The 26,867-nt window shown below is 41.7% G+C and carries 16 protein-coding genes; 8 read left to right on the top strand and 8 right to left on the bottom strand.

The genetic code is table 11. The annotated features are described in order from the left end of the window. Window positions 1-10 precede the first annotated feature (10 nt). Entirely contained in the window at window positions 11-8,197 is an 8,187-nt protein-coding gene (locus IPI59_15320) for a hypothetical protein (GenBank protein MBK7528866.1), read from the bottom strand. Window positions 8,198-8,629: 432 nt separating this feature from the next. Continuing rightward, window positions 8,630-9,208, bottom strand: a complete 579-nt coding sequence (locus tag IPI59_15315; protein ID MBK7528865.1) for a sigma-70 family RNA polymerase sigma factor — start codon at window positions 9,206-9,208, stop codon at window positions 8,630-8,632. A 674-nt stretch (window positions 9,209-9,882) separates the two neighbouring features. Here IPI59_15315 and IPI59_15310 point away from each other — a divergent pair. After that, window positions 9,883-11,196 carry a citrate (Si)-synthase gene (locus IPI59_15310; GenBank protein ID MBK7528864.1) on the top strand — a complete coding sequence of 438 codons (1,314 nt, stop codon included), beginning with the start codon at window positions 9,883-9,885 and terminating at the stop codon, window positions 11,194-11,196. 366 nt (window positions 11,197-11,562) lie between these two features. After that, the gene (locus tag IPI59_15305) at window positions 11,563-11,961 is read left to right on the top strand and encodes a hypothetical protein (protein ID MBK7528863.1); all 399 of its coding nucleotides are present in this window, start codon (window positions 11,563-11,565) and stop codon (window positions 11,959-11,961) included. A 141-nt stretch (window positions 11,962-12,102) separates the two neighbouring features. Here the strand turns inward: IPI59_15305 and IPI59_15300 are convergent, their stop codons facing one another. From IPI59_15300 to IPI59_15280, 5 genes are all read right to left on the bottom strand, one after another. Continuing rightward, window positions 12,103-12,447, bottom strand: a complete 345-nt coding sequence (locus IPI59_15300) for a transposase (protein MBK7528862.1) — start codon at window positions 12,445-12,447, stop codon at window positions 12,103-12,105. Further along, window positions 12,425-12,712 (bottom strand): hypothetical protein, encoded by a 288-nt coding sequence (locus IPI59_15295; protein MBK7528861.1) that lies wholly within the window; start codon window positions 12,710-12,712, stop codon window positions 12,425-12,427. The genes IPI59_15300 and IPI59_15295 overlap by 23 nt, the downstream gene beginning before the upstream one ends. Before the next feature lie 412 nt (window positions 12,713-13,124). Next, the gene (mutS, locus tag IPI59_15290; GenBank protein ID MBK7528860.1) at window positions 13,125-15,773 is read right to left on the bottom strand and encodes a DNA mismatch repair protein MutS; all 2,649 of its coding nucleotides are present in this window, start codon (window positions 15,771-15,773) and stop codon (window positions 13,125-13,127) included. A gap of 35 nt (window positions 15,774-15,808) precedes the next feature. Then, window positions 15,809-16,663 (bottom strand): hydroxymethylglutaryl-CoA lyase, encoded by an 855-nt coding sequence (locus IPI59_15285; GenBank protein MBK7528859.1) that lies wholly within the window; start codon window positions 16,661-16,663, stop codon window positions 15,809-15,811. Between the two features lie 102 nt (window positions 16,664-16,765). Then, on the bottom strand, window positions 16,766-17,650 hold the full coding sequence (locus tag IPI59_15280) for a lysophospholipid acyltransferase family protein (protein MBK7528858.1): 885 nt from the start codon (window positions 17,648-17,650) through the stop codon (window positions 16,766-16,768). A 287-nt stretch (window positions 17,651-17,937) separates the two neighbouring features. Between IPI59_15280 and rsmI the strand changes: the two genes are divergently transcribed. The 6 genes from rsmI to IPI59_15250 all read left to right on the top strand — a co-directional run bounded on the left by rsmI (window position 17,938) and on the right by IPI59_15250 (window position 25,773). Beyond that, window positions 17,938-18,612 (top strand): 16S rRNA (cytidine(1402)-2'-O)-methyltransferase, encoded by a 675-nt coding sequence (gene rsmI, locus IPI59_15275; protein ID MBK7528857.1) that lies wholly within the window; start codon window positions 17,938-17,940, stop codon window positions 18,610-18,612. A 132-nt stretch (window positions 18,613-18,744) separates the two neighbouring features. Next, on the top strand, window positions 18,745-20,031 hold the full coding sequence (locus IPI59_15270) for an imidazolonepropionase (protein MBK7528856.1): 1,287 nt from the start codon (window positions 18,745-18,747) through the stop codon (window positions 20,029-20,031). 187 nt (window positions 20,032-20,218) lie between these two features. Then, entirely contained in the window at window positions 20,219-21,085 is an 867-nt protein-coding gene (locus tag IPI59_15265) for an RNA polymerase sigma factor RpoD/SigA (protein ID MBK7528855.1), read from the top strand. A gap of 312 nt (window positions 21,086-21,397) precedes the next feature. Next, the gene (ffh, locus tag IPI59_15260) at window positions 21,398-22,741 is read left to right on the top strand and encodes a signal recognition particle protein (GenBank protein MBK7528854.1); all 1,344 of its coding nucleotides are present in this window, start codon (window positions 21,398-21,400) and stop codon (window positions 22,739-22,741) included. Between the two features lie 46 nt (window positions 22,742-22,787). Continuing rightward, window positions 22,788-24,014 (top strand): alanine dehydrogenase, encoded by a 1,227-nt coding sequence (locus IPI59_15255; protein ID MBK7528853.1) that lies wholly within the window; start codon window positions 22,788-22,790, stop codon window positions 24,012-24,014. Between the two features lie 40 nt (window positions 24,015-24,054). Beyond that, window positions 24,055-25,773, top strand: coding sequence for a hypothetical protein (locus IPI59_15250; GenBank protein MBK7528852.1), 1,719 nt, complete (start codon window positions 24,055-24,057; stop codon window positions 25,771-25,773). Window positions 25,774-25,816: 43 nt separating this feature from the next. On the opposite strand, the gene IPI59_15245 is transcribed toward IPI59_15250, so the two are convergent. Further along, window positions 25,817-26,833 carry a hypothetical protein gene (locus IPI59_15245; protein ID MBK7528851.1) on the bottom strand — a complete coding sequence of 339 codons (1,017 nt, stop codon included), beginning with the start codon at window positions 26,831-26,833 and terminating at the stop codon, window positions 25,817-25,819. Between the last annotated feature and the right edge of the window lie 34 nt (window positions 26,834-26,867).

Below are 26,867 nucleotides of genomic sequence, written 5' to 3'. Positions count from 1 at the left end.
ATTGCAGGGCTTATAGCGGTGGAGTTAGGGCTACTTGTGGTTTAGCACTAATGGTAATACTTACCGTAGCACTTGCATTGGGGCAGGGGGCTGTGCCAATTATTGTGTAGGTGAAGGTATATGTTCCGGCAGCATGGTTTAAAACAGTCCAATTCCCTAAGGCAGCGTTAAAATTAGAGGCACCATTATTATTTGTCCAGTTGCCGCCGGTTTGTGGTGTACCGCCCAGCAGGGCAAACAAATCTAAGGGGGCAACTTGGTCGTTACAAGCGGTGGTTGAGCCATTGGTGCCGGCATTTGGCGGGGCATTAAGGGTAATGGTTTGTTCGGTATAGGGGGGGCAGTTGGGGTCAAGGGGGGGCGGAACCAAAGTGTAGCGCACCACGTAATTACCAGCCGCCGAGCCGGTGGCGGCAAAATTGTTGCCGACAAGGCTGGCTGTTCCGCCGCCGGGCTGACTTTCAATACTCCACGCACCTGGGTCGGTGGTGGGCAAGGTAAGGGTTGATAAATCGAGGGTTGCGGCATCGTTGCAAAGTACTGGGGGTGTGCTCGTCGTTGGACTTGGGCAGGCACAGTTTTCAACAATAACGGCAACGGCATAGGTAACATTGCTGCAAGGGGCTGTACCTGTCAGGGTATAAGTATAGTTGTAGGTGCCGGGGGTTAGGCCGTCAAAATCGGCTGTGCCACCTGCTACGGCAGGCGCGCCGGGTGTAACTGCCGTCCAAGTGCCGTTGGTAGCACCTGCTGTTATTAAGGCATTAAAATTAAGCACCGAGCCATCGGCAACAGCATTGCAAATAGTAGCGGTATTGGTAACAGTGGCTTGGGGTTGGGCAAACACTTCAACGGTAACGGTGGCTATATCGTTGCCGCAGTTGGGGTCGTTAAGTACATAGTCAAAAGTATAGATGCCCGCAGCTTGCCCTTGTGGGGTAAAACTGCTGCCGCTAACCCAGGTGCCGCCGGGGGTGTAGCCCGTTACCAACGTAGTTAGGTCTATTGGCGTGGCATCGTTATTGCATGCCGTGGTGCCGCCACCAACTCCCGCATCGGGCGCAGGCGTAATATTAATGGTAACGGTTTCCAGATCGGTAAGACCACAACCAACGGCTTCGTATTGGAATACATAAGCGCCTCCAGACTGGCCAGCGGGATTAAATGTTCCGGCTGCTGCATTAAAGGACCCGGGTATTGGACTTCCGGATTGTAAAGTCCAAGTGCCACCTAAATCTTCACCTGTCAAAAGAGTTCCAAGGTTTACTATGGTATTATCGTTGCTACACACGTCAATAGTTGATCCAGTTCCGGCTTCCGGAGCTAAAATAATGGAAATGGTTAAGCTTCCAACGGCATCAGTACAGGGGCTTGTGCCGGCTACAGTATAGGAAATAACCAATGTAGTAGCAGTTGTTTGTAGGCTTGGGTTTAAAGTTCCCGCAGCCGCATTAAATACACCAGCATCAGCAGTACCGCTTATTAATGCCCAGGTGCCTAATGGGTTTGCTCCGGGCAATAAGCTTATCAAATTAACTGAAGCAATATCGGTGCAATAGCTTTGTGAATTATCGTTGCCTGCAAATGGGGCTTGAATTAAGGTAATACTTTGTGAAGAACTGGAGGGGCAACCGGGTTTTGGTGATGATAAGGTGTAAATAACCTGATATGCACCTGCTGGGGTTCCGGATCCGGTAATAACACCGGTAGCCGCATTAATAATTGCAGTACTTCCAGGGGGGGTAATACCTAACGACCAAGTACCGGGGGCTGCACCCACAGCCAAATAATTATCCAAATCTAAATTTAAATTATCATTGCATTGGTTAGGAATGGATAAAGATGCAACAATAGGGCAGCTGCAATCGACCACCGAAACCGTAATCTGATAGCAAGGGTTGGTACATGGTGCAACTGCTATGCCCGTACAATATTGATAAACAAAATCGCCGGGAGTGGTGCCGTCAAAACTTACATTGGGGAAACCTACCGGCGCGCCAGGTGTTATGGCCGTCCAGGTGCCAGTAAGGTCACCAGCAGTAATTAAAGTAGTAAAGTTTAAGCTATTTGGTGTATAGCCGCTGCTGTTGCACATAGCTTGATTGGGCGCGGTTATTGTTGCCGAAGGCGCTATATTTACCGTAATACTTACGGTTGCTGAAGTGGCCGGACAAACTCCGTTTGCTCCAAGACTATAAGTAAAATCAAACACACCCGACAAGCCGTTAGGGTTGAAGGTTCCGGCACCGGCATTAAAATTAGCGCCAGGGCTTCCGGAAGAGACTGTCCATATTCCGCCTGCAGATTCGCCAGTAAGTTGTGCAAATAAATCAACTACCGATGCGCCAGTATTACAGGTAGTTAGTGGCGTAGCAGTGCCTGCGTTTCCGGGCAAACTAATATTTACAGTTAGCAGGGCATAGTCCGATAAGCAAGGAGAAAGCGGGTCAGTTGGGTTGACCGAGTATAAAAATATTAAAGTACCTGCTGCTAAACCATTGGGGTTAAGTTCGCCGGTGGCAGGTGTAAATGCTGCTCCGGGGTTGTAATCGCTAGAAGGATCAAGCGACCATGTGCCACCTAAATCGCCATCAAAAATACTGTTAATTAGATTGTAAGTGGTGTTATCATTGCTACACAAATCAAGTGTTGCATCTGTACCGGCAAAAGGTGGGGCATAAACATTTACCGTTGTTTCGCCAAAAGGTGGGCAATTGGGGTCGGGGTCGGGATTATCTAATTCGTAGTGTAAAATGTAAGTGCCAGGTGTTGCACTTGTTGCGTCTAAAAAGGCTCCGGGCAAAATTTGAACTGGCCAAGTGGCGTTGTTGTCGTCAAAAACCACCCATGTGCCCGGCTCGGTAGTCAGTTGTGCCTCGGCAGTAAGGTCAATTAATCCTTGAGTTACGCTGCCACAAACTTCTAAAACAGGAACAACACTAACATCGGGACATTGACAGTTTATGACCGAAACATTAATTACGCCTGTAACTGCCGAGCAAGGTGCTGCGTTTATGGTGTAGGTAAAGGAATAAACACCCGGCGTAACACTGTCAAAATCAATATTTGGGAAACTTCCGGAGGCTCCGGGCGGTATTGTGCCACTCCAAGTTCCCGGAGTACTTGCCGTAATCCAATCGTCTAAATTAATTGATGAATTGCCATCGGCACTGCTTGAGCATAAAGTACTCGGCGGAGTAATAGTTAGCGTAGGCAGTGGAGTAACTTGCACATCAACAGAAGTTGTATTAGTACAACCATTAATATCGTACAATACATAATAGGTCGCATTAGTACTTGCCGTAATATTTGTAACAATATTACCCCCGGGTATTGGGGCATCGTACCAAGTGAATGTGCCAGGTTCGGGGCCGTTGTAGTTGCTAAAAATTATATTATTACCTTGGCAGGCAAGTATTGGGTTTTCGGTGATGGTAAAGCTTGGAGCTGCGTCAATAATTAAATTAACGGTTGTTTGTTCGCTGCATGTTCCTTCAGTATAAACTACATAATAAGTGGTATTGCTGCTTGGGTTGTCGGCAATAACTAATAAGCCTGTGGGTGGAAAACTGTTTTTGTACCACGAGTAGGTTCCGCCACCGCTTGGGCCATTATAATCGCTAAAGACTACACTTTGGCCAGGACATATCGTAATATCGGTTGGAACTGACCATGTTAGCAAAGGAGGGTCGGTAATGGTTATTGGGCCGAGTAAAACGGTACATCCATCACCATCAGTAACAGTTACGGAATAGTCGCCGGGGTTTAATCCGGATGCGTTGCCGGTATTGCCCGGGTTTTCGGGGCCAGCCCAAGTATAGGTAATTGGTGCTTTTCCTCCTATTACATTAATGGTTATGCTGCCATCGTTAGCGCCATTACAGGTAGCGTTGGTAGTAGTGCCAATACTTGCCTGAACAGGAGCTGCAACCGTAGTGGCCGATGCTACAATAAAGCATCCGGTTGTTATATCGGTAACGGTAACGGTATAGGTTTGGCCGTATTGCAAATTGGTTGGGTCTTCAACGTTGCCAATGCTGCCATCGCTCCAGGTAAAATTATAGCCGCCACCAGTACCGCCTGATGGGGTAACATCGATACTAGTGCCGGTGCCGGTACAGTTTTGTGCAGCGGCTACTGCCGTTGCTTGTACGTTTATTTCAGTTGCAATTACGCTTTCAACATCGGTGCAGCCGCTAACAGGGTCAGTAACGGTAACAGTGTAGGTGCCACCTGTGCTTACGGTTATTGATGCCGTTGATTGCCCACCAGGCGACCAACTGTAATTGCCCCCGCCCGATGCAGTTAGGTTTACATTGCCACCCGTGCACAAATATGTTGAGCCAGTGGGTATAATAGCCGCCGTTGGGTTGGGGCTAACCGTTACAGCTACGGTGGTACTGCCCGAGCACCCAGAGGCATCGGTAACCGTAACACTATAATTGCCGGTTGTGGTTGCGGTAATAGTTTGGCCGTTTGTGCCACCGCTAATATTGCCCCCACCTGAGGCAGCCCATGTATAAGTGGCATAACCTGAGCCAGCATCAAGGATTGTTGTGCCATCGCTGACACAGATTGATAGGTCGCCGCCAATTATTGGGGTTAGTCCTGTTGTTTCTGTAACATCAATACTTGCAATGTCTTGGCATCCGGTAACAGCATCGGTAACAGTTACGGTATAAGTTCCCGAGGCATCAACTGTTATGGTTTGGCTGTTTGTGCCTGTTGTTATATTGCCTCCGTTGGTTGCTGCCCAACTGTAGGTTGCCCATCCGGCACCGGCATCAAGGGTTGTCGATTGCCCTAAGCAAAACGATGCACTGCCAATAATAACCGCGCCAGGGTCGGGGAAGGTGCCTACTGTTACAGTAGCTGTATTTTGACAGCCATTTGCATCTGTTACAATTACGGTGTAATCGCCTGCACTGGTGGCTGTAATGGTTTGCATGTTTGTTGCACCGCTAATGGTGCCGCCGTTAGATGCCGACCATTGATAAGTTGCGTAGCCTGCACCGGCATCTAAGATAGTGCTGGCATTTGTTAGGCAAACATTTAGTGTTCCGGAAATTATTGGGGCCGGAGGTGCTGGGTTTACTGTTACGGTGAAGACAGCAGTATCGGCACATCCAAAAAAATCAACAATTACATGATAATCTCCGGATATAGTTGTTGGGTTGGTGGCCGGTGCACCTAAACCTCCTCCTCCATCATCTTCGTAAAAAGTAATAATGGCAGTTGCATAATTTAACCCATTTGCGTCAATAAGTGGAGTTGTTGTTAAATCAAATTGTTCGCAGTCTTCTTGTGGGGGTATTGGGTTTATAACGGGTGTGCTTGATACGATGACGCTAAACTGATCTACAGCTACACACGTTTCGGTAGCATCGGTAGTTGCAGTTGTGGTGGCCCTAAGCCAATAGGTGCCAGTTGGTACAGCTGTTGGGTTAGCTACGGGTGTACCCGGCGAGCCGCTATTATCATTAAGCCATTCAAGGGTAGCTATGCCTAAAAATGCACCTGTTAGTGGAATAGTGGTTAAATTGAATAATTGGCCGGGAGGGTAGCAAACGGTAATATCGTTGATGGGGTTAATAACGGGTTGGGCTGTAACCTCAATTGTTTGGCACGATTGGAAATCGCATAAACCGTCGTAAGTTAGGTTGTAACAAATTGTATGGATACCTGGGCCGGCAATATTAGGATTGAAGGTGGCTGTGCCGTCTGTGTTGTCGGTTATACCTGGGCCTACAAAAGAGGCGGTAAGTATATGGTCGGGGGGGCAGCCTAAGAGCCAAGTATCGCTTGCACCCCAGTTGCCAATTTCGGGTCCTGTTGGGGGCCAAAACTGCCCCGATATATTGTCGTAAATTATGTATCCACCGGTTGCTTGGTTATTTATGCACACAGCTTGTCCGTTTCCGCCGCTATCATTAATTTTAAAAGTGTAGGGGCAACCTGATGCGGGTAAAGGCCCGGTGTTAAATACCGCTTTATTTTCGGGGTAGCTGGGGTACGAAGAAATTTGACTGCCTGAGCGCGAGTAAACAACGGTATTGGTATTGTCGGTGATTTCAAAACTGTTTTGGTTGGGGGCTGTGTCGCGGTAAATGGTTACGGTGTAAGACACATTAGGGGGAGCGGTTCCGGGTAGGGGATTTCCGGTTAATGCAACTGGTGCTTCTTGGCTACAATAAGCATTGTCCATCGCAGTAAAACTCACGGTAGGCTCTTGGAAAATATAAGTTTGAATAGGTAGTACCTGGTCGCAACCTTGTGGGTCAACCACACTAATACCTATAGACTCGCCGTAATTGAGGTCTTCGACCAATAATTTACCGCCGTATCCTGTGGTTAAGTCCTCGGCAATTGGGTTTCCGTTCGACATAAGGTCAATAGTGTATAGGCCACCGTAAAATTCGGGATAACCACCCAAAAAAGTAAGTTCTAATCCCCGGCAGGTTTGGTTGCCTATGGCAATAATGGGGTTTAAGTAGGTTATGCCCACGGCGCCGTTATAGTCGTAACAACCATCGCCGTTGGAATCTAAATTGGGGCAACTGGTACAGTCGCCAACATAGGGTACATAATAAATAGTATTATCGGGAAAATCGTTGGGGTCGCCATTGTAGGGGAATTGTTTTGCGTTTAAAAAGCAGGTTCTTATTAGGTGCATGGTATTTTGGTAGGTATTATTAAGGTAGGGGTCTGAGGTTATGGTTAGTTCTCCTGTCCAAAATATACCTGTCCATTTGGGGTCTTGGTCGAGTAGTGCTGCAACCGGAAAGCCTTCGTTTATAGAATACGACATGCCAGGGTCGGGTCCTGTGGGCGGCTCGGTAAAGTCCATATTTGACATTAACTCGAGGCCATCGGTAAAACACAAAATAAAAGGGCCTACAGTTGAGGTAGGGTCTATTGAGCCGTCGTAAACACCGGCATCTTTGGTGTCGCCGGTAATGGTTACGGTTACGGTTCCGGCATCGGCACCGCAGGTATTTCCACAGTAGTCGTCTCCATCAAGGGGAATTGATGGCGAAAAGGTTTGGGTGCAGCCAGCGGCATCGGTTACAGTTATGCTTATGGTGCCGGCACCTACGGGTACCGAGCCTGGGTTTGTTATGTTGCCAATGGTTATTATATCGCCATCATTAACGCCTGTTACGGTGGTAACTGTGCCATTTACATCAATATCAACGCTATAAGTAGTGCCATTTGCTTCGGCATCGCCTCCGGCTATTAACACATTGTATTCGAGGCAGTCATCACAAAAGTCTTCGTCGCAGTTAATGGCAATGGGTACAATTTGGATTTGTGTGTTCATAAATACCTCTACACATACATTACTAACATCGAAGCAGGTAGGGTCGTATTGAGCCGGATTTGCTACGCAATCGCTAAGCGTCAAGCCACAAATTTGATAAGTTACACCGTTGTTAAGTGCCGGAATATTTAATGTTGTACCTGTACCTATGAGGCCATCAAAATTAGGGTCGCTGTTAGGGTCACCCCCGGATGGCGGGGTGCCAATTCCGGAAACTCCGGGATTGCCGGTGTAAACGCCAAGTGGGTCGTTCATCACCCACAAGCCCCAGCCTATACATGCGTTTGGGGTATTGTGAAGGGTAAAACCTGTGGCGTCTATGGTTTGAGAGGCATCGTTAAAACAAACGGTTAGTGGGCCGGCCGGACTTGGCGTGCCAGCGTTATCGGGGCAGAAGGGGGTAAATAGATTATTGCCAAAGCAGTTGCCCACTTCTTGCCCACCTCCTGACCATGCAGATGGGTAGGCATCGAAGGTGAAACTTACGGTATAGCAAAGTTGCGCGCCATCAAGAACGGCATCGTGAAAGGGTGGAATAATTGGGAAGAAAGGATTGCCGTATTGGATGTTGTTTGTACCCACACCAGATGCGTTTAAGGTAACACTGCTTATTGGGTTGGTTATACTTGGCGTTGCTGCTGTTACGTTGGCGCCGGTAAAATTTATAATTACACCGTAGCTGTCGCCAAAGGCACCACCGCCGGGGCAGGCGTTGCCACCAAAACAAATATCGGCACTTACTGTAAAATCAGAGCCAGATGGGATTGGGTCACCTAAAAAGGTAATAGACGAGCAACCACATTGACTAAATGCAGTTAAAAACGGAAAAATTGTTAAAACTGTTAAAAACGCGAATAATGTAATTGTTTTTTTCATATCTATTATTTTAATTTTTTTATTAACAAAAAGACTAACAAAAGTACAAAACTTAATTGAAAAACAAATTTTTTGAAAGGAAACTACGATTTTCAATTATTTAATTGTTTAAGGACATTGGGTGACATAATATAAGTATAAATGAAGGTTGAAAACTTGTTCGCCTTATTTATATGAATTGGGGCTGAAACCTCAACTGACTATATTCATGCTTGCTATTTTTGATTAAAATTTATGATTATTACCTTATAAATTAAACGTTAAAGGTTAAATACAGGTTGCCATCTCCTTTACCTTGATTTATCCTGCAGTACTATGTAGGTAGCTACATGAAAAAAACCGCTATTGTCATGGTGATTACAATAGCGGTTAGTTTTAAAGAATAGAAAATAAAGCAAATTGCGTTTTCAGGAAGAGGGGGGGGCAGAAATTTTACAGTACAATTTGTTGTTCCGAAATCATTTTTCTAATATTTATAAGTGCATAACGCATACGGCCTAACGCAGTATTAATACTTACCTGGGTAATGTCGGCAATTTCTTTGAAACTAAGGTCGGCATAATGGCGCAGCATTATTACCTCTTTTTGTTCAGAGGGTAATGCCTCAATAAGTGTCCGCACCTTTTGGCTGGCTTCGATACGTGCTATTGCGTCGTGTGGGGTATCTTCGGCGAAGCGCAAAAAATTAAAAACATCTTGCCCTTCGCTATTAATTATAGTAGGGTTGCGCTTAGTTTTGCGGTAATGATCAACACATAAATTATGGGCAATGCGCATAACCCAAGGCAAAAATTTACCATCTTCGTAATAATTGCCACGACGTAAATTTTCAATAACCTTAATAAAAGTGTCTTGGAAAATATCTTCTGCTAACAATTCATCTTTTACGAAGATGTAAATTGCCGTATAAACTCTATCTTTGTACCGATTTACTAACTCGGACAAAGAATTTTCATCGCCAGCAATATAACTTTTAACCAGCTCATTGTCGCCAATTATCCTTGTTTGCATTATGAACGCGGATTTATGTTTTTAACAATAATGATTTGGCCTGAGCGACCTAATCAATTAAGTAGAGCTGTATCGATAGAAATTAGTTTAAAAAGAAGAAATGTTTGAACTGTTATACAAAATTACGAGCTTTTTCCGGATTTGTGCCTTTTTAACTAAAAAAAATGAAATTTTATTCAGATTTTTTTTTTGCCAATTTAAAATATCATTCTTAGTCTTAAACTATGACTTCGTCAAACCCTAAGAAGTTAAAATAGTTCTAATTAAAAATTTTACTTTATTTTAAACCCTTTTTTGTTTGTGGTTTTAAATGAATTTTTGCCATTATTGCTTAAAAAAGAACCTTAACAGACAATAAATTGAGGTAATAGAGCATATTAATTATTTGGTTTTAATTAACTTTGCGCTCCTTTTTTAAAATAAATACCGGAATAGCATAAAACTCACTAGTTTTTTAAGTAAACCTTTTTAACTTTTTTCCGGATTTTTTGTTTTATAATGTATTATATCCTTAACACAAATTAAAGTGCAGTTTTACTGATTTCTAATAAATTCGAAATACCTAGTTCATACGCTTTATACGCATTTGTATTTTATTTTTTTACACAAAGAAACAAGTTAAACCACTTGTAGGTTTTAACCCCCCTTTTCTTCTTAACTGATTTATCCGGATTATGGACCAATTGAAAGCAAAATTCGCCCAAAAAGCACTACCCTTAGCCGAAGAGCTGCGCGCTTTTACTAAAGCGTATGGCAACGAAATTGTTGACCAAGTTACTATTGATCAAGTTGTAAATGGTGCGCGCGATGTTTTAAGCATGATTACCGAAACCTCCGAACTTTCTGCAACCGAAGGTATTAGCTTTCGGGGTTACTCCATCCCACAGTTGATTGAGCTACTGCCTAAAGTTGCTGGCGATGACCAACCTTTGCCCGAAGGCATTTTTTACCTTATGCTGACTGGCGACTTACCCACCCAAACCGATGTTGAGTTTATAACAAAAGAGTGGCAGCGCCGAAGCGAAATTCCCGACTATGTATTTAAAGGTCTTGAAACTTTACCTTTAGATACCCACCCTATGATTCAGTTTAGCCAAGGCATCTTAGCCATGCAGCCAACTTCGGTGTATTTTGCTAAATATAAAAGCATAGGCCGAAAAGAATACTGGGACCCCATGTACGAAGATGTAATGAATTTATTGGCAAGGCTTCCGCGTTTGGCCGCCTATATTTACAGACGCACCTACCATGACGGCAAACATATTGCACCAAACAATGAATTGGATTGGGCCGGCAATTTTGCACACATGATGGGTATTAACGACCCTGAGTTTAAAAAATTAATGCGCTTGTACATGACTATTCATGCCGACCACGAAGGCGGAAACGCATCGGCAAATACAACCCATTTGGTAGGTTCAACCCTTGCAGACGCTTATTTGGCATTTTCGGCAGGAATGAACGCATTGGCGGGGCCGCTGCATGGCCTGGCAAACCAAGAGGTTATTCGCTGGGTTTTAGAAATGGTCGAAAAAACAGGCACCCGCAATCTGTCAAAACAACAAATCGCCGACTATATAACCGCAACCCTTGACCGGGGCAAAGTAGTTCCGGGATATGGACATGCCGTGTTACGCATTACCGACCCACGTTATATGGCACAGCTAAACTATTGCAAAAAATATTTTCCGGATGATGAAATTGTAAATATCATTTGGAAAATTTACGAGGTTGCACCCGATTTACTCCGCGAAAAAAGCCGTACCAAAAATCCATGGCCAAATGTAGATGCCCATTCAGGTGCAACCCTTATGCACTACGGCGTTACCGAGTACAATTTTTATACCGTTCTTTTTGGTGTTTCAAGGGCAATGGGCGTATTGGCTTCGTTAGTTTGGAGCCGTGCCTTAAATTTACCAATAGTACGACCCAAATCTATTTCGTTCGAGTCTTTAAAAGCATTGGTAGCATTACCTGTGGCTAAATAAGAAAGTTAGCAAATAGTGCGGTTTTACTGCAAACAATTGTTTCTTTTTTTCGAAAGAAATTTGTTCTTGTGAAATATATAAGCTTATCCGGCGGTTCATTCATCCGGATAAGTTTTTTTTTATCTTATTACTGTTCAATAAAAACAAGACTTAAAATGATACACTAAGTAAGCAAAAATAGACACACTTTCTAATTAACACAACTTCAACTAAGGTAATAAAAAAATAAAATGTCATTTTTAAGTAAAATCTATTCTTTATAGGTATGTAATTTGCTGTTAATCATGTGATTTTGTTGGTTTTGAGAGTAAACCATTTGTTTTGGCACGAAACTTGACTTTTAAAAAGTAAGAAAAGCACAATCAAATGAACTCCCTAAAATTATTTTTTCTAACAGCCTTTTGCCTTATAGCAACGCAATTAGCAATTTATGGCCAAACATTGGCAAACGAGTTGGCAGTTTCGAGTTTATATATTAAAATGTTTGATGAAAGGCCAATTTTAGTTTCGTTAAACAACCAAAATATAACCAAAGCCCAAACCAATATAGTTATAGATGGCATAAAGCCCGGAAAATATTTGTTAAGTGTAAGCGAACCTACTATTTATTACAAGACTAAAATCCCCAACAGCTTAAAAACACCTCATACACGTATTATTGTAAGTAAATATATAGAAGTGCCAGTGCATACAATTATTTTTTCATTAATTGATGACAATAATAATTTACAACGTGAGTTCGGAGATTTACTTAGTAAATTTTAGCAAGATCTACTTGAGGTTTATTGGGGTAAAACTGATAGGCTACCAAGCTAGCGACTATATGGACAAAAGCATTCTGTGGTTTTCTGTGTCTGGTATGTTCTAAGTCAAAAACCGAGGTCAAAATATCATTAATGGCTTCAATCATAGGTCTTTTTTTTCAATAAGAGCCTTTCTTCTAAGGACATTAGTCTGTTTTTCATATTCTTTTTGACTTTGGTAATTATTTTTAGTCCTTTTCAAAAAGTTGTTCCATAAGGTAGTCAAATAGCCTTTATCGCCAAACAATGTGCCTGATATTTTCTCTAATAGCTTGTTTAAGAGGTCTTTACTATTGTCTGCCACCTGTCCTGTAGTCAAAGCAAAGTCCACGATTTGTCCTTTGTGATTGACTATCAGGTGGAGCTTAAAGCCGAAAAACCACCCCATAGAAGATTTTCCTTTCGAGGCGGTTTGAGCAAAAACTTTATGTTGCTTGGCTCGCAGCATGTCTCAAACAGGTAGCGCTTTGGCATCTATGTAATAAATTCCTGTTTTTTTCTGCTTGCTGGCAGGTTAATTTGGCTAAAATCGCCATAGGAAGAGCAACCCGTTCTATTAACTCTATAAAATAGTTGTAGGATGGGGCAGTAGGAAAATAGGTCTTTAAGTCATTCAAAACCAATGCTTTATAGTAATATTCAAAACATTTATAGCCCGAATAGTGGTAGAAAATCAGAATCGTAAGTATCTCACTTTCCGAAATTTTGGGCACACTACGAGGGCGTGGCATTGTTTTACCTTCCGCTAAGCCAATGCTGAGCAACCCATTGTTGCATCAGCAAACAGGCATTATCTACAAAAAAAAATAATTCAAATAACATGGACACATCAAATTTTGTATCTTTGGACTTCATAAAAACAGGGGGTAGTATTGTTTGCAGTTTTGGACACTACAAAGATAACTATGCTCCTGTTTTTATTCCTATCAACTATACTAATCCCCCTATTTTTTATAGCTTAGCTCCGAATTCACGTTAATTTACAAATTCTGAGCGAAAAAAACACAACAAGTGCTAACACCTTTCTTGTGGCTCCGGATAAAATGATGGCCACACAACCGCTAAAAATTGATTTAATTGCTTTGAAATAAAACAACTCATCTACATAATAATTAATCTGACAATTTAGTGAGTCATTTTTTTTAGCTCATTTAATTTTATTAAGGCTTCAATTGGGGTAATTGTATTAAGGTCAAGCAAGTCTAAATAGCGCTTAACCTCATCCCATTGCGGGCTTGAAAGGTCAAAAAAACTTAATTGTACGGGTTGTTGTTCTTTTGGTATGGCTTTTACCCGTTCGCGCAAATGTTCTCCAACGTGTTGCTGCTCTAACTCGGCCAATATGGCATTGGCACGTTGAACAATTGAGGTAGGCATTCCGGCCATTTTTGCCACATGAATTCCAAAACTGCGTTGTGCGCTGCCCGGCACTAATTTCCGGAGGAAAACAACTTTGTTTCCCAACTCTTTAGTGGCTACCGAAAAGTTTTTAATTCGTGCTAAATTATCTGCCAACTCAGTTAGCTCGTGGTAATGAGTGGCAAACAGGGTTTTAGCGTGGGCTGTAGGGTGGTTGTGCAAATACTCAGCTAAAGCCCAGGCAATTGAAATACCGTCGTAGGTGCTGGTGCCGCGGCCAATTTCATCGAGAAGTATCAGGCTGTTAGCCGATAAATTGTTCATAATGCTGGCTGTTTCGGTCATTTCAACCATAAAAGTGCTTTCGCCGCCCGACAGGTTGTCGCTTGCCCCCACACGGGTAAACACTTTATCAACCAAGCCAATTTTAGCTGATGCTGCTGGCACAAAACTACCCATTTGTGCCATCAAAACTATTAATCCGGTTTGCCGTAGCAAGGCCGATTTTCCGGCCATATTTGGTCCGGTTATAATTAATATTTGTTGTTGCTCGGTATCTAAATAAACATCGTTTGGCACATAAGCCTCGCCCAAAGCTAATTGTTGTTCAATAACAGGGTGCCGTCCCTGTTCAATTTGCAGTATTTGGTTAGTAGTAAGTGTGGGTTTGCAGTATTGATATTTTTGACTAATTGTTGCAAACGACAAAAGGGCATCTAATTTGGCAAATATAGTAGCGTTGTGTTGCAGGGGTTGAATGTATTCGGCTACGGCGGCTACTAAATCGGCAAAAATTTTATTTTCAAGTTCTAAAATTCGCGTTTCGGCTCCTAAAATTTTGTCTTCATACTCTTTGAGTTCGGGCGTTATATATCGTTCGGCGTTCGCTAAGGTTTGTTTTCTTATCCAGTCGGCGGGGGCTTCGTCTTTGTATTTGTTTCTGACTTCTAAATAATAGCCAAATACGTTGTTGAATCCAATTTTTAGTGAGGCAATGCCGGTGCGGTCAATTTCGCGCTGTTGTAAAGTTAACAAGTAGTTTTCGCCCGATTGTTTTAAGAGACGGAGTTCGTCTAACTCGGCATTAACGCCGGTAGCAATGGTATCGGCTTTCCCGATAGCTGCCGGGGGGTCGGGGAGCAGCTCAAGACCAATACGTTCGGTTAAATGCGTACAGGGATTTAGTTGGTCGGCTATTTTTTGTAATTCGGCTATTTTGGAGGCATCAAATGCGTTGCGCAGTACCGGAATGGTAAGCAATGCGCGGTGAAGCTGTACAATTTGCCTTGGGTTAACGCGCCCTAATGGTATTTTGGCCACTAAGCGTTCAATATCGCCTATTTGTTTGAGTTGGGTGGCTAATAATTCGGCATATTGGGGGTTATTTACTAAGGTTTCGACCATGTTTAGGCGGGCATTAATGGGAGCGAGTTCGCGCAGTGGCAACACAACCCATTTTTTTAACAGTCTGCTGCCCATAGGCGTAATAGTTTGGTCGAGGATGTCAATCAGCGCCTTTCCGGATGGGTGGTTGGGTTGTAAGAGTTCTAAATTTCGGATGGTGAATTTATCGAGCCAAACATAGCGGTCGGGGGTTAAGCGGGCAATTCCGGAAATATGCTGTAAATTAGGGTGTTGGGTGTCGCGCAGATAATAAATGAGGGCTCCGGCTGCGGCAACTCCGGCATTGCAGTCTTCTAAGCCAAAACCTTTTAATGTTTTTACGGCAAAATGTTGTTGTAAAGTGTCTCGACCAAATTCGGGCGAAAAAATCCAGTCTTCTAATTCGTAAGCATAAAATCGGTTGCCGTTTAATTTACTAAAATCGTTTCGGCGCGGCTTGGGGTACAATACTTCGGCTGGCTGAAAACTTTGCAATAGTTTGTCAATGTATTCGATATTACCTTGTGCCACCATAAATTCTCCGGTACTGACATCGGTAAAGGCTACGCCTAATTCGTTGTTATTGCCATAATAAACACCCGCTAAAAAATTGTTGCGTGCCGTATCGAGCATGGCGTCGCCAAGGGCAACACCGGGTGTAATTAGTTCGGTAACACCTCTTTTTACAATAGTTTGTGTTTGCTTGGGGTCTTCAAGTTGGTCGCAAATAGCAACGCGGTAGCCTGCTTTTACCAATTTGGGCAAATAAGTTTCTAAGGCGTGGTGCGGAAAACCAGCTAATTCGGTTTCGCTGGCTGCGCCATTATGTCGTTTAGTGAGGGTAATACCCAAAGCTTTACTGGTATGAACGGCATCTTGCCCAAATGTTTCATAAAAATCGCCAACACGAAACAGCAAAATTGCATCCGGATATTTGTTTTTAAAGGTATTATATTGCCGCATTAGTGGCGTTTCTTTGGGCGCGTCGTTTTTTCCTCCGGATTTATTAGTTGTTTTAGTCTCGTTGTTCATCTTTCGGTCAGTTAAAACAGCAATTTATTGTTTAGCTAATTAGGCGATTTAAATACGGTATCGGCCAATAGAATAGCTTTTCCAAATTCATCTAAATTGAGGTAAAAATCGGCGCGTTCGTGCTCAAAAAACGACACTAAAAGTTCGGTAGGCATATTGCCAACTAAGCTGTTTTGCGCCATGGGGCAGCCGCCATAGCCTTTAATTGCGCCGTCAAATCGGGTACAACCATTGCGGTAAGCTACTTCAATTTTTTCTTGCCAGTCTTTTGCTTCGGTATGTAAATGCGCTCCAAATTCAATTTCCGGAAAATCGGCGCTAAGGCTGGCAAATAAATTGGCAATTTGGGCAGGTCTTGCCACACCCACTGTATCAGATAACGACATCGTTTTAATGCCCATTTCTTCAAACCTGTCAACCCAATGCTCTACAATGGCTTCGTGCCAAACATCGCCGTACGGGTTACCAAAACCCATAGATAAATAAATTACTAATTCGCGTTGTTTTTTTTGACATTGGGCAAAAATTTCTGCTACCACTTTAAACGCTTCCTCTTGCTTAGTATTGGTATTGCGGATTTGGAAGGTTTCGGATATAGAAAACGGGTAACCCAAGCAGGCAATTTGCTCAAATTCTAAGGCTTGCCGCGCACCGCGCAAATTGGCAATAATGGCTAAAAGTTTAGTATCGCTTTCGGTTAAATCTAAGTTTTGTACCACTTTCGAGGTGTCTTGCATTTGTGGTATTTTATACGGCGAAACAAAACTTCCAAAATCAAGCGTGTCAAAACCAACTTTCAGTAATTGATTTAAGTACTGTATTTTAAGTTCGGTGTTTACAAAATAGGATAAGCCTTGCATAGCATCGCGCGGACATTCTATTATTTTCATTTATTTATCTTTATTGTTGTATGTGTTTCGGGTTTGTTAGGAGCGTATCATAAAAAACGAAGTTTGCAAGATACGACTTTTTTATAAACCTTACAACTGAGTTTAAGTTGGCACTGCTTGCCGTTTCCTTTTCCAGCGCCTATGCGACCACAACCATTCCGAGGGATTTTTATTTATTTGTTGCTCTAAAAGTTGCATGTATTTTTGGGTAATTTCGCCATCGGGAAGGGTAGCGGGGGTATTGGTTATTAATTGACAATTAAGTTGGTAGTGGCCACGTTTTACCCGCTCGATGGATAAAAAAAAGACTGGTAGGTTGTGTATCCGGGCATATTTTTCGGGGCCACGCAGGCAAGGGGTATCTTGGTTTAAAAACTGCACCCATTGTGCTTTGTTTAAATTTGTAGGCGATTGGTCGGCCATCATAAAAAAGGCCGATTTTTGTGCTACAAGGGTATTAAACATGGTGGCCGTATTATTTGTTGTAAATAAATTTAGCCCAAACTGCACCCTATATTTATGGACGTATTGATTGATGTGTTTATTAGCTAACGGCGAATGGGTTACCGCAGTTGTATAGGGTGTAAAAGTTAAGGGCGAGGAAACAGCCCCCCATTCAAAATTGCCGTAATGACCCATCGTTACAATAATACTTTTTCCGGAGGTAAGATAGGGCGTTAAAATTTCCGGATTTAGAAATTTGAGCCTGTTTAAATACATTTGCTTATTCATTTTATCGCATTTAAAAGCCTCTAAACTTATATCGGCTAAATGTTGGTAAAATGCTTTTGCAATTTGGGTAATTTCTTGAGGTGTTTTGTTTGGAAAACTGTTATTCAAATTATTAAAAACAACTTGCCGTCTGTATTTTACAACCGAAAACAACAACCACGCCACAAAATTGGAAAATTTGTATAAAATAGCCCATGGCAATCGGCCAAAAAAGCCATTTGCTGCTCTGTACAACCAATAACTTAGCATTTGCATAATACAAAACAACTAAAAATAAAAATGTTCAATGTTTGCCAATTTTGCAGCAAATTTAAATAAGTTATTTTGTTTATTGCTTAACAATTTACCAGTATATACTTGTGCTTATACCAAAGCAACGCAGTTGATAAGAAAATAAAAAAACTGTACTATCTTTATTGACCTAAATCCGGATACAACATTTTACCAGCAAATCAGTTTTTTTACTTATTGCCCTAAAAACGTCTTAATTTTGCAGTCAATATTTTTTGTTTATAAAAATTGTTGCTTCGCAATAAACAAGCATGGCCATTTTATATGTTTTACCAACCCCAATAGGCAATTTAGGCGATATTACACTTCGAACTTTGCAACTACTGGGGCAGGTCGATTTTATTTTGGCCGAAGATACTCGTCAAACAGCAAAACTATTACAGCATTACCAAATTAAAGTGCCGCTCAGGGCTTTCCACGCCCACAACGAGCACGGAGTACTAAACAAAACGGTAAATGATATTTTAACAGCCCAGTCGGTGGGCTTGGTAAGCGATGCAGGTACACCCGGAATATCAGACCCTGGATTTTTGTTGATACGTGCCTGTTTAAAAGCAAATATAACGATACAATGTTTGCCTGGCTCAACAGCATTTGTTCCGGCATTGGTGGCAAGTGGTCTTCCTTGCGACAGGTTTGTATTTGAAGGCTTTTTACCGCATAAAAAAGGTCGGCAAACGCGCCTAAAAATGCTGACGCATGAAGTGCGCACCATTATATTTTACGAGTCGCCGTTTAGGTTGGCAACAACACTTAAACAATTAGCCACCCAATTTGGACCTGCCCGCGCTGCTGCTGTTTGCCGCGAACTTACTAAAATTCATGAAGAAGTGCGCCGCGATACCCTTGAAAACCTGGCTTTGCATTACGAGAAATATCCACCTAAAGGAGAAATTGTGCTAATCGTTTCCGGATGTGAACCATAGAAAAAATCGAAAATAAATTAACTCCCTCATAATACCACAACCACTAATCACTATTCACTAATCACTATTCACTAATCACTATTCACTAATCACTATCCACTACCCGTTAATCCTAAAAGCAAAAAAAGTTTTATGAGTTATAGCAATAGTTTGTTAATTGAAAATATAGCCAAACTTTGTCAAATTGAGTCGGCAAATACAGGCAAAAAATGGGTTGCCGGCGCCGATATGGCAAACTTGCCCTGCCTTGATAATGCTTGGGTTTTAACTGAAAATGGCCGAATAACAAGTTTTGGAAGTATGGACAATCCCAATAAACCGCAACATGCAAAAACAATATTAGATGCTAAGGGTGGATTTGTTTTGCCCGCATGGTGCGACTCGCATACTCATTTAGTATTTGCCGCCACCCGCGAAAACGAGTTTGAAGATAAAATTCGTGGACTTAGTTACGAAGCTATCGCCCAAAAGGGCGGCGGAATTTTAAACTCAGCACAAAAATTACAAGTTACCCCACAAGAAACGCTATTTGAATTGGCATGGCAGCGTTTAGAAGAAATTGTAAGCATGGGCACAGGCGCAGTTGAAATTAAAAGTGGATATGGTTTAACCGTTGAGGCCGAACTAAAAATGCTTCGCGTTATCCGGAAAATTAAGGACGCCGCACCAATACCTATAAAAGCTACATTTTTGGGTGCACATGCCTATCCGACCGTCTATAAAAATAATCATCAAGGCTATATACAACAAATTATTGACGAAATGTTGCCTGCAATTGCCCACGAAGGCTTGGCCGATTATATTGACGTGTTTTGTGAACGCAATTTTTTTGATCCGGAGGAAACCGACCAAATTTTAGAAGCCGGAACAAAATTTGGTCTCCGAGCTAAAATACATGCTAACCAATTGGCTGTATCGGGTGGGGTGCAAGTGGGGGTACGCCATAACGCCCTGTCGGTTGACCATTTGGAGCATACCACCCAAGCCGAAATTGATTGCCTGCAAAACACAAACACAATGCCCGTATTTTTGCCCTCGTGCTCGTTTTTTTTGGGCTTGCCTTATGGCGCTGCCCGGCAATATATAGCGGCGGGTTTGCCTATTGCTTTGGCCACCGATTATAATCCGGGCTCAACACCATCGGGTAATATGCCGTTTTTGTTAAGTTTGGCCTGTATTCAAATGAAATTATTGCCCGAAGAAGCCATTAATGCTGTAACTATTAATGGTGCTTATGCTATGGATATTTGGCGCGAATGTGGCACAATTGCATCCGGAAAATTAGCCAATTTAATTATAACGCAATCTATACAATCTTTGGCCAGGTTACCCTACTCATTTGCCAGCGATTTGGTTAAACAAGTAATTATTGAGGGCAAACTGGCAGTAAATAAGCAACCATCGGTATGTTGGGGTTAATTGTAGAATTTAGGAGTAAAATCCAAATTCTTAAAATATAGTTGCTACCTAAGTTTTAAAAGCAAAGCTAATGCGATAAATATTGCCCGGACTATTGCATAGCCCTCTAATTTGCCGTATCTTTGTGGCAAAATTCCACCTTTTTGTTTTTATTTTATAAAACTAATCCGGATATTAAACCAATTTCATGAGGCAGCTTAAAATTACCAAATCTATAACCAACCGCGAAAGCCAGTCGCTCGAAAAATACTTACAAGAAATTGGCAAAGTGGACTTGCTAACACCAGAAGAAGAAGTAGAATTAGCCAAAAAAATTAAAGACGGAGACCAAGATGCCTTAGAACGCCTAACTAAAGCTAATTTGCGTTTTGTTGTGTCGGTTGCTAAACAATACCAAAATCAAGGCTTATCGTTAAGCGACCTTATTAACGAAGGTAATTTGGGCTTAATTAAAGCCGCACAACGCTTTGACGAAACACGGGGCTTTAAATTTATATCGTATGCAGTTTGGTGGATTAGGCAATCAATATTGCAAGCCTTAGCCGAGCAATCGCGCATTGTGCGTTTACCGCTAAACAAAGTTGGCTCGCTAAACAAAATAAACAAAGCTTTTTCGCAGCTTGAACAAGAGTACGAACGCGAACCCTCGGCAGACGAATTGGCTGATTTATTAGACATTGAAAGGGAAGAAGTTGAAACAACTCTTAGTGTAGCCTCGCGCCACACTTCGATAGATGCCCCCTTTCAAGAGGGAGAGGACAATAATCTGTTAGATGTGTTAGAAAATAATAATATACCGCTTACCGATACCCGGATGACGTATATGGACTCGCTGCGTCGCGAAATTGAACGCTCTCTCTCAACCCTGACCGACCGCCAGCGCGATGTAATTAAACTTTATTTTGGTATTGGCGTTGAGCATAGCTTATCGTTAGAAGATATTGGCGACCAATTTGGCTTAACACGCGAAAGAGTACGGCAAATAAAAGACAAAGCAATAAATAAACTGCGCTCAACATCGCGCAGTAAACTACTTAAAACCTATTTAGGCTAACACAAATTATCCCCCAAGTTTTTTTATTGTACCTAATTCTTATTTGTTAGGTTTACCCCTTGATGGCAGCGCCGGCAAGGGGTAATTTTTTGTATCTTTGCAGCGTATTTGCTTATAAGGCCAAAGCGTATAAATAAAAGCTCAAAATAAGGGTTTTTAGAACAAAATGGCAATAGGGTAGAAGCAAAACTTAAAAAAGCAATGTTTATCAATGTGTTTATTTAAAATTCATTTAAACTAAATATATTATTTTATTTTCGCATAATTTTTTTAGATTTACAATTTTTACTTCAAAAACACCTGTTTATTATAATGTTCGAGAATTTACAAGAAAAATTAGAATCCGCGTTTAAGACCCTCAAAGGCCAAGGCCAAATTACCGAATTAAATGTGGCTGCCACCATGAAAGAAATTCGCCGTGCCTTGGTTGATGCAGACGTAAACTACAAAATTGCCAAAGAATTTACCGACAAAGTACGAGACGAGGCATTAGGGCAAAAAGTGCTTATTGCCGTGCAGCCCGGCCAATTGTTGGTAAAAATAATGAGCGACGAACTGACCAAATTAATGGGTAGCACTGTTAGCGATATTACCATATCGGGCAATCCGGCAGTTATTTTAATATCGGGGCTGCAAGGTTCAGGCAAAACCACCTTCTCGTCAAAATTAGCATGGTATTTAAAAAATAATAGAAAAAAAGACAGCCTTTTAATAGCCGGAGACGTTTACCGCCCTGCCGCCATTGAACAATTAAAAATAATGGGGCAAAAAGTAAATACCGAGGTTTATTCTGAGCCCGAAAATAAAAATCCTGTTCAAATTGCACTCAATGGCATAGAATACGCCAAACAAAAAAATATACCCGTTGTAATTATAGATACCGCCGGACGTTTAGCCATTGACGAGCAAATGATGAACGAAATTGCTGCCGTTAAACAAGCTACCAACCCCTGCGAAACCCTGTTTGTTGTAGATAGTATGACGGGACAAGATGCAGTAAATACGGCAAAAGCCTTTAATGACCGCTTAAACTTTGATGGCATTGTACTTACCAAACTCGACGGCGATACCCGCGGCGGGGCAGCACTTTCGATAAAATATGTTGTTGACAAGTCTATTAAATTCATATCGTATGGAGAAAAACCAGAAAGTATAGACCAATTTTACCCCGACAGGATGGCGCAACGTATTTTGGGCATGGGCGATATTATATCGTTTGTTGAAAAAGCCCAAATGCAATTTGATGAACGCGAGGCAGCAAAACTTGAAAGTAAAATTAAAAAAAATCAATTCGATTTTAATGATTTTATTGACCAAATCAGAATGATTAAAAAAATGGGGAATATTAAAGATTTGCTAACCATGATTCCGGGTATGAGCCAAGCCCTGCGGGGAGTTGATTTAGACGACAGTGCATTTAAAAAGGTAGAGTGCATTATTCAATCAATGACACCCTACGAGCGGGCAAATCCGGATATAATTGACGCAAGCCGCCGCAAACGCATCTCGGCAGGGTCGGGTACCAGCACCGAGGCAATGGATAGATTTATGAAACAATTTGCCGAAATGCGCGAGGTTATGCGAAAAATGATGAGCACGCAAGCTGCAGCAGGTAACCGCGGCTTTAAAATGCCGAACCCCTTTGGCCGCCGTTAAAAATAATGGTCTTGTAAAATTTAATTTCATACCTATAATTATTTTTATGTTTAAAATTGGCTTAATTAGCGAAGGCAAAATACCGCCCGATACCCGAGTAGCCTTTACCCCTAAACAATGCCAAATGGCAAGGCAGCGACACCCGGTTGAATTTTTTGCGCAGCCGTCGGCGGTAAGATGCTATACTGACCAAGAACTTGCCCAAGCCAATATTACAATTACCAAAGACCTTAGCCATTGCGACCTGTTAATTGGGGTAAAAGAAGTGCCAATCGAGCAATTAATTCCAAATAAAACCTACTGTTTTTTTTCGCACACAACCAAAAAACAAGCCTATAACCAAAAATTATTACAGGCCATCATTCAAAAAAATATTACGCTTATTGATTATGAATGTATGCGCTATACCGACACACATAAACGAATAATAGGGTTTGGTAGATTTGCCGGAATTGTAGGCGCACATAATGGAATTTTAACTTATATCCGGAAATTTAAACTGCCAATTAACTTGCTTCCAGCGCATCAGTGCCATAATTATAACGAGTTGTTGGCTATATATCAAAAGATTCAACTGCCCAATTCGATGCGTATTGTGGTAACTGGCGAAGGGCGCGTAGCAAAAGGTGCAATCGAATTTTTAAACGGAATTAAACTGCCCCAAATTAGCCCCGAAGCCTATTTATCCGGAAAATTTGATGCTACCCAGCCTGTTTTTACCCACTTGAGTTTGCCTTATTTGTACGTCCGGATTGATGACGAGGGCAAAACAAAACCCTTTGATAGAGACGATTTTTTTGAAAATCCACACTTGTATAAATCTTTATTTAGCGCCTATACAACAAATACAGATGTATTGATTAATGGTATTTATTGGAACGAAAAAATTCAGCGCCATTTTAGCCTAACCGATATGGCCAGCCCCCAATTTTCTATTAAGGTAATTTCCGATATTTCGTGCGATATGAACGGCTCAGTGCCCGCTACAAGCCACGCCACCACCATAAGCAACCCCGTTTATGGCTACGACCCCATAACCCAAACCGAAACGCAGCCTTATTTGCCCCATACAATTGATATTATGGCCGTTGACAACTTGCCCAACGAATTGCCCCGCGATGCCTCGGAAGTGTTTGGCCAATTACTGCTCGACTACGTTTTGCCCGAATTTTTAAAACCAAAAAGCGACATGCTTGAGGCAGCAGCAATAGCAAAAAATGGCCAGTTAGGCAGTCATTTTGGGTATTTAGCCGATTATGTTGCCGGAAGGTGATAATAAACACATCTTGTGAACAGCATAATATATACAACTTATGCGCTATTTAGCTACTTTTTCCGGAGTTTTTTTTCTAATTATTGTAACAATGCAGGCTATAAGTGCGCAAAGTACGTATATGCCTCTGCAAAACGCCGAATCCTACCATACTTTAGACCGTATTGCCATTAAAAACGATAGTTTACACAACTATTTTGCAAGCACCCAAAAACCCTATACCCGGTTGCAAGCGGTTTTGGCTGCCGAAACCATGAACGACCATTTGAATGCCCGCTACCGCGCTGCCGACCGCCAAAACCAATTTTATATTTTTAAAGATAATAACGAGTGGGCCGATTGGGGCTTGGTAGAAAGCAAAAAGCCTTGGTTTAAACGTTTTTATAAATATCAACCCGACTTTTTTTATGCCAAATCGTACACCGATTATTTGGTGAAACTTAACCCATTGCTGCATTTCGAAATTGGTAAAGACCTTAACTACGAGGGCTTGCGCATGGTAAACAAACGAGGCCTTGCCTTGCGGGGTATGGTAGGAAACCAAATAGGATTTGAAACCCAAATTACCGAAACCCAAGCCATTTTTCCCGATTATTTGCATCAGAAAATTAACAACGAAAGGGCAATCCCGGGCGAAGGGCGTTTTAAGTTTTATCAATCGCGGGTTGGCGGCGACAATTTGTTTGCGCCAGGGGTTGATTATTTAAGTGCCGCCGGCAGTATTGCCTGGAAACCTCTTGACCGCGTGCATCTTCAATTTGGGCATGGAAAAAACTTTATAGGAAATGGTATCCGGTCGTTATTTTTGAGCGACGAAGCCGCCCCCTACCTTTTTTTCCGGATAAATACCGACTTTTGGCGCATCCACTATCAAAATTTATTTATGGAGTTAACGGGGCAGTTTAACCCCTATCCGGATGGATTAACTCCTAAGAAGTATGCTGCTTTGCATCATTTAAGCTTAAATTTGGGCAAACGTGCTAATATTGGCTTGTTTGAGGGGGTAGTTTTTGGCCGAACGCATGGCTTTGAATTGCAATATCTTAACCCTATAATTTTTTATCGGTCTGTTGAATACCACCTTGGTAGCCCCGACAATGTGATGCTTGGAGCTGATTTTACCTTTAACTTTTTGCGGCATGGTCAGTTTTATACTCAAATTTTTATAGATGAGTTTAGTTTTGACCAATTAAATACCGGATGGTGGGGTAATAAACACGGAATACAAGCGGGGTTAAAATGGATAAATATTGCCGGAATTACCAATTTTGACGGACAGGTCGAGTATAACCGCGTTAGGCCATACACCTATACCCACAACAGCGTTGAGGGCAATTACACACACTATAACCAACCGTTAGCACATCCATTAGGCGCTAATTTTGCCGAGTGGTTGTTGCAATTACAATACAAACCAACCAAAAAATGGACAATAGCCGCTCAATGGCAATATTATAAACAAGGCATTGATAATGTAACCGATAGTACCAATGTGGGCAGTAATATATTTTTGCCAAACTCATTAGTACCAGTAAATAACCCATACAATAACAAATTATTACAGGGTACGCTTACCCGTGTTATGAATACTCAACTGACTATAACCTATATGCCTCGCCACAATTGGTTTTTTGATGTGGTATATCAAACACGACAGTACAATTACCCTAAAAACCAGCTAATTTTAGTTAAGCCGGCAACTTCATATCTTGCGGTAGCCATGCGATTAAACGTTTTTAGACGCCATTGGAGTGTTTAATTTTTGTTTGTTTTTTGGGTGGTTTAAGATTAGATGATATGTTTTAATTAAACTTTGTGTTTTCGCTATATACTAATTCCTCTAAATAGGCATCAATTGCTTGTTTTTGTTCGAGAGAAGAGATGTTAATGGAGCGTTTAAATAAAACCTCTACTATTTTTAATTTTTGCTTGTCGAGCCAGGTTTGTAAAGTGCGTATGCCTTCTTCTTTTCCGGATAATTGGGCTAAGTAAACCACTAATTTTTGCCATAAATCGCCTTTTTTTAAAGCGGTGTAATCGTTGCCAAAATCGGTTAATAAATCATCTAAAAGGCTGTCGGGGCAATTAGGATAGCAAGATAAAATATCGGCTTTTTGCAATACCATTCGATATTCAATACGCAGGCAAAATTTGAATTTAAGGCGGTCGGGAGTGCTTAAAAATAATTTTACCGCTTTTTCAAACAGGTCGGCATGATTTTGTGCTATTTGGTAATTATAGGTTGGTGTCTCGGCAATAGTATGGGCAGTTGTTTCAGAAAGTTCAGTTGTAACAATCCGGCGTTGCGCAGCCCTTAGCTCATCAATCACCAAATTATTGGTAATCCGGTATAAATAAGTCCTGAACCAGGCATTCTCACCTTTAAAATTTTTTAGTGCGCCAAGCATTAATTTTTCAATTAATCGGGCCGTAATACTTTCGGCTATGTCGTTTTCGGTTAATGACAACTGTGTTTGGGTGGCCAAGTGTTTGCGTACAACGGTAAGGGTTTGATAATGATATTTTTCAATTAAATAAGGATGATTATTTTGCAGCAAATAGGTATCTTCGATATTATTACATACATTTTTTAATAAATCGGTAACTGCGTATTTATGCCGCACCTTCATATTGGCTAACTCTGGCAATAGTTTTGATAGTTTTGCCTCAAATTGTGTTTGAGCTTGTTCGATGTAAGGCGTTAAATTGGCAATTTTATACCCATTTTTGCCAAAAATGCGCTGAACTTTTAGCCTTATTTCAAAATTATACTGCTCAAGTAAGGTTGCAACCAAAGATGACTGATTAGGGGCTGGCATTATATATTACAATTATTACAGGTGATTTAGTAAA

The sequence above is a fragment of the Sphingobacteriales bacterium genome (assembly GCA_016706405.1).
Taxonomy (GTDB): Bacteria; Bacteroidota; Bacteroidia; order Chitinophagales; family UBA2359; genus BJ6.
Note: the sequence above shows the minus strand (reverse complement) of the source record. Positions and strands in the feature narration are given on the sequence as shown.

Bases quoted from the DNA above. Each gene is read 5' to 3' on its own strand.
- IPI59_15300 (MBK7528862.1), bottom strand. From the start codon at position 12,447: ATGCTGCGAGCCAAGCAACATAAAGTTTTTGCTCAAACCGCCTCGAAA.
- IPI59_15320 (MBK7528866.1), bottom strand. From the start codon at position 8,197: ATGAAAAAAACAATTACATTATTCGCGTTTTTAACAGTTTTAACAATT.
- IPI59_15245 (MBK7528851.1), bottom strand. From the start codon at position 26,833: ATGCCAGCCCCTAATCAGTCATCTTTGGTTGCAACCTTACTTGAGCAG.
- IPI59_15310 (MBK7528864.1), top strand. From the start codon at position 9,883: ATGGACCAATTGAAAGCAAAATTCGCCCAAAAAGCACTACCCTTAGCC.
- mutS (MBK7528860.1), bottom strand. From the start codon at position 15,773: ATGAACAACGAGACTAAAACAACTAATAAATCCGGAGGAAAAAACGAC.
- IPI59_15265 (MBK7528855.1), top strand. From the start codon at position 20,219: ATGAGGCAGCTTAAAATTACCAAATCTATAACCAACCGCGAAAGCCAG.
- ffh (MBK7528854.1), top strand. From the start codon at position 21,398: ATGTTCGAGAATTTACAAGAAAAATTAGAATCCGCGTTTAAGACCCTC.
- IPI59_15255 (MBK7528853.1), top strand. From the start codon at position 22,788: ATGTTTAAAATTGGCTTAATTAGCGAAGGCAAAATACCGCCCGATACC.
- IPI59_15305 (MBK7528863.1), top strand. From the start codon at position 11,563: ATGAACTCCCTAAAATTATTTTTTCTAACAGCCTTTTGCCTTATAGCA.
- IPI59_15270 (MBK7528856.1), top strand. From the start codon at position 18,745: ATGAGTTATAGCAATAGTTTGTTAATTGAAAATATAGCCAAACTTTGT.
- rsmI (MBK7528857.1), top strand. From the start codon at position 17,938: ATGGCCATTTTATATGTTTTACCAACCCCAATAGGCAATTTAGGCGAT.
- IPI59_15285 (MBK7528859.1), bottom strand. From the start codon at position 16,663: ATGAAAATAATAGAATGTCCGCGCGATGCTATGCAAGGCTTATCCTAT.
- IPI59_15250 (MBK7528852.1), top strand. From the start codon at position 24,055: ATGCGCTATTTAGCTACTTTTTCCGGAGTTTTTTTTCTAATTATTGTA.
- IPI59_15315 (MBK7528865.1), bottom strand. From the start codon at position 9,208: ATGCAAACAAGGATAATTGGCGACAATGAGCTGGTTAAAAGTTATATT.
- IPI59_15280 (MBK7528858.1), bottom strand. From the start codon at position 17,650: ATGCAAATGCTAAGTTATTGGTTGTACAGAGCAGCAAATGGCTTTTTT.